Consider the following 313-nt stretch of genomic DNA (forward strand, 5'->3'; position numbering starts at 1 on the left):
GCGCTGAACCCGGCGATGCTGTAGCGCTCGCGGGGTTTGTCCGAGCGCCCGTGGCCGCGAATGTCCGGGACGATCACCCGGAAGTGCGCGGCCAGCGCGGGGATCTGCATTTCCCAGTCCAGGGTGCTCGAGCCGAGCCCGTGGACCAGCAGCAACGGCGCACCGTGGCCATATTCCTCGTAATGCAGGTTGCAACCTTCGTGCTCGAAATACGCCATCGGTGAACTCCGTGTCAGGCTTGTTCAGGTGCGGCAAACGGTGCGTCCAGCGGCAAGGTGTCGAAGGTGCGCAGCAGTTCGATGAGGATCTGCGT

General features: G+C 64.2%; 1 protein-coding gene. It reads right to left on the minus strand.

The features are described from left to right. Positions 1-218, minus strand: a 218-nt coding sequence (locus tag AAEY83_RS13670; protein WP_351059626.1) for an alpha/beta fold hydrolase, incomplete at its 3' end; no start/stop codon positions are given. Positions 219-313: the final 95 nt, after the last annotated feature.

It is taken from the genome of Psychrobacter sp. TB20-MNA-CIBAN-0197, assembly GCF_040309765.1.
Classification (GTDB): domain Bacteria; phylum Pseudomonadota; class Gammaproteobacteria; order Pseudomonadales; family Moraxellaceae; genus Psychrobacter; species Psychrobacter submarinus.